The 5,587-nt window shown below is 60.0% G+C and carries 5 protein-coding genes and 1 pseudogene; 2 read left to right on the forward strand and 4 right to left on the reverse strand.

Annotated elements, in window-relative coordinates; genetic code table 11:
• Positions 1-234: 3-keto-5-aminohexanoate cleavage protein (locus K309_RS38655; RefSeq protein ID WP_035878817.1), on the reverse strand; the 234-nt coding region annotated here is incomplete at its 3' end.
• Between the two features lie 140 nt (positions 235-374).
• Between K309_RS38655 and K309_RS38660 the strand changes: the two genes are divergently transcribed.
• Positions 375-1,427 (forward strand): AraC family transcriptional regulator, encoded by a 1,053-nt coding sequence (locus tag K309_RS38660; RefSeq protein ID WP_051320760.1) that lies wholly within the window; start codon positions 375-377, stop codon positions 1,425-1,427.
• Between the two features lie 67 nt (positions 1,428-1,494).
• Entirely contained in the window at positions 1,495-2,025 is a 531-nt protein-coding gene (locus K309_RS0133640; RefSeq protein WP_029050318.1) for a carboxymuconolactone decarboxylase family protein, read from the forward strand.
• Between the two features lie 571 nt (positions 2,026-2,596).
• Here K309_RS0133640 and K309_RS43550 read toward each other — a convergent pair.
• The 3 genes and pseudogenes from K309_RS43550 to K309_RS38665 form a co-directional block, all read right to left on the reverse strand.
• Positions 2,597-2,812: pseudogene (locus K309_RS43550) on the reverse strand (quinone oxidoreductase); the annotation flags it as partial.
• Positions 2,813-3,293: 481 nt separating this feature from the next.
• Entirely contained in the window at positions 3,294-4,457 is a 1,164-nt protein-coding gene (locus K309_RS0133645) for a porin (RefSeq protein WP_029050319.1), read from the reverse strand.
• Positions 4,458-4,968: 511 nt separating this feature from the next.
• Positions 4,969-5,499, reverse strand: a complete 531-nt coding sequence (locus K309_RS38665) for a Bug family tripartite tricarboxylate transporter substrate binding protein (RefSeq protein ID WP_084402698.1) — start codon at positions 5,497-5,499, stop codon at positions 4,969-4,971.
• Positions 5,500-5,587: the final 88 nt, after the last annotated feature.

Below are 5,587 nucleotides of genomic sequence, written 5' to 3' on the forward strand. Positions count from 1 at the left end.
CTCGTTGAAGCGGTCGAGGTTCTTGCAGCCCGAACCATCGTCCTCGCGGGCATGGAAATGAAGCACGGTGGCGCCGGCGTTGTAGCAGTCCACCGCCTTTTGCACCTGCTCCTCGATCGTGACCGGGATGTCGGATGGAAAGTCACCCGGTTCCCATTGCGGGCCATACGGAGCGGCGGTGATGACAAGTTTTTCCTGGTTTTCGGGCAGCAGGGCCCCATCGAGGAAGTGCATGGAATTCTCCTTTGTAGCTGCGGAGTCTGCGAAGGCAGGCCGTGTCCGCGCTTGTAGCTATGATGCGGGTGGCTGCCTCGGAAGAATTGATCCGTTGTCGCGTAGAATTGATAAGTCGTAACAGGTCAAAACATTCGAAAATGTCCACTACCCAGGTGACCCATCTCATCCGAAGTGCCAGCCTGACGGGCTTCGCCGACCTCGCGCAGTCGGCTGGACTTGACCCCTTGGCGATGATGCGCAAGGCGGGCCTGCCGCGCCGGTGTCTCGACGACAGCGAGGCCCTGATCGGCATGGAGGCGGTATGCCGCTTGCTGAACCACTGCGCGCAAGCCTCGGACATGGAGGCGTTCGGCCTCAGGCTAGCCAGCCGCCGCCATATCTGGGAACTCGGCCCCGTCAGCCTCGTGATCAAGCAGGAGAACACTGCGCTGAGCGCGATCAAGACACTACTGAGCTACAACCGTGTGCTCAGTGACGCGCTGCTGGCCCGAGTGGATGAAGAGGATGAGGTTGTCGTCATCCGCGAGGAATTGATATTGGGCAAGTCGGTCCCGACGCGCCAGGCGATGGAGCTGACGGTCGGCGTGATGTTCCAGGTGCTGCGCGACCTTTTGGGTCCCAGATGGGAACCTCGTCAGGTTTGCTTCACCCATCGGCCGCCAGCGGATCTGACCTTTCATCGTTCCTTCCTCGGCAAGCGCATCGAGTTCAATAGCGCCTTCAACGGAATCGTCTGCGCAGCAAGCGACATGGCTCGTGAGCTGACCTCGACGCAGGCAGGGCTGGGTAGTTTCGCGCGTCGCTTCATGGACTCCGCGCTCAACCAACGCAAATTGGGGTGCAAGGAAACCGTGCGCCACCTGATCGCGGCCTTATTGGGCAGCGGCCGTTGCACGGTTGACAAGGTGGCGCAGCACCTGGGCGTCAGCCGGCAGACCCTGCACCGGCAACTGACCCTGGAGGGCGAACAGTTCAAGACCGTGCTGAATTCCGTCCGTCGAGAGCGGGCGCTAAAGCTGCGCGACGACAGTGATCATTCGCTGGAAGACGCAGCCTTGATGCTCGGTTTCTCCTCAGCCAGCGCCTTTGCGCACTGGTTCCAGGCCAGCTTCGGCACCAGCTTCATCCAATCCCGTCGGGAGCGCCAGCGTGAGACAAAAGAACAAGTCCATGTGACCGCTGATCAATAGCTGCCAACCGGCCGATTGTCATAATTTGGCTTGTCGCGGGAAACTGCAAACTGATGGAGGCAAGAGCATGGCACGCATGAGGATGGTCGATACGGACACAGTGGACCCGGAACTGAAGGACGTCTTCGAGAAGATGAAGCAGCAAGGCACCGTGCTGAACGTCTGGCGGATGATGGCCTGGTCCCCGGCGCTCGCCAAGGCCTGGGCGCCTTGCTCGCGCGGCCTTCGCAACGACCTGTCTGTCTCGCGCAAGCTGCGCGAGCTGCTGATCGTGCAGATCGCCTTGCGGCACGAATCGAGGTACGAATACGGACACCACGTGCACATGGCGCGGGCCGAAGGCGTCACGCCGGCGCAGCTGGCCGCATTGCCGGACGGACGCGATGGCCCGCTGTTCGACGCGGACGAAGCCCTGGTGCTACAGCTCGCAGACGATCTGACGCATGCCAGCGGCGCGAGCGCGGCGACCATGAACTCCATGCTGGAGCGCTTCGGAGAGAAGCACCTGATGGAGCTGCTCGCGACCGGCGCGTTCTATTGTGCGGTAGCGCGCATCGTCAATTCGCTGGATTGCGAACTCGAACCTGAAGCCGGCTGATTTGCTTGCCGGCGCGGCCGCAGCAGGAAATCAATGGTCTCGCCGGCGTTGTCCACGGACTGGTAGAGGCACTCATCCGGCGGGATACGAGCGCCATCTTGGCGCGACGCAGAAACCGGGCTCGTGCAAAACTTTGGACGTCGTCAGTTCAAGAACGTACTGGAGGCGTAGACTTGTCCAAGCGTGCTGCCCCGCCAGTTTTCGATCCATGCGAGTATTGATAACTTGAACTAAAGACCGAAGTCTTTTGCATCCGTTATCAAGCTCGCACACTATCGATTGTTTGGTTGTTAAAGAAGCCACCCTTTTCGGGTCACGCTCGTCGGCTTTGCCGGCTGCGTTGCCGCATCAGCAGCAGAGAAACGAGCCCTTAAAGGCTTGATTAACCGTCGAAAATGCTACTCAGAATTCTTGCGGAAGGAACACGGCGTCCCAACTCTCTCCGAGCAGAACGCCGACGCACGGCTAATCCGCAGGTGCAACCTCTGTTTGGGTCCCCGGGGGGCCGGCTGCGGCGGACGCAGATGGCCTGAATAAGTCGCGATCGTCAACGGACAGGCGGGTGACGCGGGGGCGCGGCCGCCTCGATCATGCCGGCGGCTTCGTTGCGATACCAATGGGCAGCGGAACCCGATAAGTGCCGCTGCGGAAGTAGGTGTCAGAAAGTTCAGTCCTGCGGCCACGTGACGGACACGGGACCTCTCCCGGGCCCCGCCTTGCCCACCGTGGCGTGCTCAGCACGAAGGACATCAGGGCCGCCCGTCTCGTAAAACCTAACGAAGTTCGCCTTGTCGCCTCCTGTCTTCTATCGAATATGAAATCGCACCTGCGGCTTGCCTATCGAGTTCGCCGGAGGGACAACCTGTGTGGCGAATCATCAAGCTTGGTCCGACTTGCCGCTTTCCCTTGTATGTCTTGTGCTTTCCCTTTGATGACAGGGGCGGGTTAGCCCGGACACCACGGTGGCGTCGCAGCGCGCAAACGCTAAGCGGGAACCGGCGGCCCTTCCCGCGCAATGAGCGTCGGTACGTCCAGGTTCTTCGACCGCGCCGGGTCTTTGAGGCGTTCGCGCCGCGCACTGCTCCATGTTGCTTTCCACGTTCTAAACCGCGTCGGCACTAGGAATTACGTCGGACCGTACGTACGCCTGCCGACGCATCGCTGACCACCTCACGGTGGCCAGCGCACGGCTCGGAGCCGATGTGGCTCGCTTTCTTTATCGTACTGGACTCGCACCACCTAGTTCCGTTGCCAATCTCCCGGCGCACTCAGAACTTGTGACGCACGCCTAGCCCGATCCCCAGCATGTTGGACTCGCCCCGGCCGAGGGTATAGCTGTTGCCCAGCGCAAGGCTGTTGGCGAAGCCGTTGGCCAGCGAATCCAGTCCCAGCCCTGCATTCTTCGAATAAGCCGCCGTCAGGTAGATATCGGTGCGCTTCGAGAATGCGTAGGTGCCGATGAGATTGATCTGCCAGGGATTGGGTATCGATTGGTTGCCGAACAGGTTCTTAATATTGTCGTAGGCAAACTCCGCGATTAAGCCCAGGGCCGACGTTAACTGATATTGCCCGCCAAACCAGTAGTAGTCGTCGCGCTTGATCATGCTGCCGTTCGCTCCCCGGTTCTGACCCCACCGATAACCGCCCATAACTTTGGCATTGCCAAAGGCATAGCTCCCTGCAATGGCAGCGTTCTTGAAGGTACCGGTGGCGCTGCCAAATGTCGGATTGAACTGGTCGTAGCCTGCCGAGATGCCGATACCACCGGCGGAATAGGACAGGCCCGCGCCATAACCGGTGTCCCGACGGAACTGACCAGGCACCTCACCGTTACCGCCACCGGCAACCAGCAACGGGCTGGTCTGCGGCACAGCCAGACCGACGCCGAATGACCAGTGCAACGCTGCGGTCAGCGGACCGAATGCGCCCTTGTACTTGACCGTGTTGTCTTCACGATAGTTGGGTCCCAGCAGCGAAGCGCTCGGCTCATAAGATGTGGCGTAAAGCGCCGGCACGAAGTTCGACATCGAGTCGAACAGCGACGTGTATTGCCGACCAAAGGCTACCTGTCCATAGTTCTTGCTCGCGAGGCCGACGTACGCCGAGCGGCCGAACAGCCGGCCGCCCTGCTGCAAGGTGCCAGCGTCCTGGTTGTAGCCGCCTTCCAGCACGAATAGCGACGACAACCCGCTACCGAGGTCTTCCGTACCTCGCAAGCCCCAACGCGAGCCGGACAAGCCGCCAGAGTTCATCCGGTAGACCTTATTGCCTGGGCCGGGGTTGTAGCCATTTGCCGGTGCGGGCGCCGCGCCCACGTGGTTGGCAAACTCCAGGTTGGCGTCGGCTACGCCGTACAGGGTGACGCTGGTCTGAGCCAGCGCCGTACCGCCTCCTGCACCAACCATGAGAACAACAAGCCCCGTCTTCTTCATCATCGCGGCGAGGCCGATGCTGCCTTGCCGAACCGGCCGAAATGTTCGATCAAACTCTATGGTATTGCTGCAGCTGATGCCCAACCTTGTTCTCCTCGGTATTTATATTGGTGCCATCGGACGACGCGCTCACAAGGACGTCCACTCATGCGCCTGTGATACATGCAACCATCACTGCAATGTCAGGAAGGTGCCTCGTCGATCGGCAGCCGGAGGGGCGGCGTGCTATCCGGCCCATGATGCCGGGCGATCCCAATAGCTCTCCTTTGATCGCCCGATCGTCGAATCCACTCTCGCGCTTTTTGACGTGCCAGTGCGCATTACTCAACGATGACACTGCTGGCATCGCCACCGCCAGGACCCTGCCCAGTGATGTGCTTCCCCGCGGCAGATGCAAAAAGGAATGCCGTCCAGCGATCATGACGGGCTGGTGAAGAGCTGTTCGGCGCCATGATTCACGGCGTCCTCCTCTCAAAGAGCGACGCCTCACGACGGGTCCCCGCCGAAACGCTTACTGACTCTTATAGCCAACTGCTTGCAGCACTTCGCCCGTTGTTTTGTAATCCTTCCTCAAGCTCATGGACAATTGGTCGGGAGTGCGCGGGTTTTGGGTATTCACACTTAGACCTAGCGAGGAGAGCCGTTCGCCTATCTCTGGCGTCGTTAACGCTTTCAAAACTTCGCTCCGGATGCGTTGCTGGATTGCATCCGGCACACCAGGGAGCGTCCACAATCCCATCCAGGAGGTTCGTGTCATCGCGTCATAGCCCAATTCGGCGAAAGTCGGGACTTCTGGCATCAATTCGGAGCGCTTGGGCGAGCTGACCGCGAATAGCTTGAGTTTTCCCGCTTTGATCAGGGGCACGGAAGTCAATGGCACATCCAGCTGAAACTGGATGTTCCCCGCCATAACATCCACCAATCCGGGAGTGGAGCCATTGTATTGAATGATATTCATATCGAGCCCCGCCAGTTGGTTCAATTGGAGTCCGAGTATGTGCGACATCGTTCCCGGCGAGAACGAGCCGATATTGACCCCAATCCATCCAAGTTAAGCCGCCAATAAAATCGCAATTCCCCCCGCGAACCCTTGACAGATGACGAGGTTCGAGGGGCCGCCGCCCTGCTTG

This window comes from Cupriavidus phytohabitans (genome assembly GCF_000426345.1).
In the GTDB taxonomy this organism is placed as follows: domain Bacteria; phylum Pseudomonadota; class Gammaproteobacteria; order Burkholderiales; family Burkholderiaceae; genus Cupriavidus.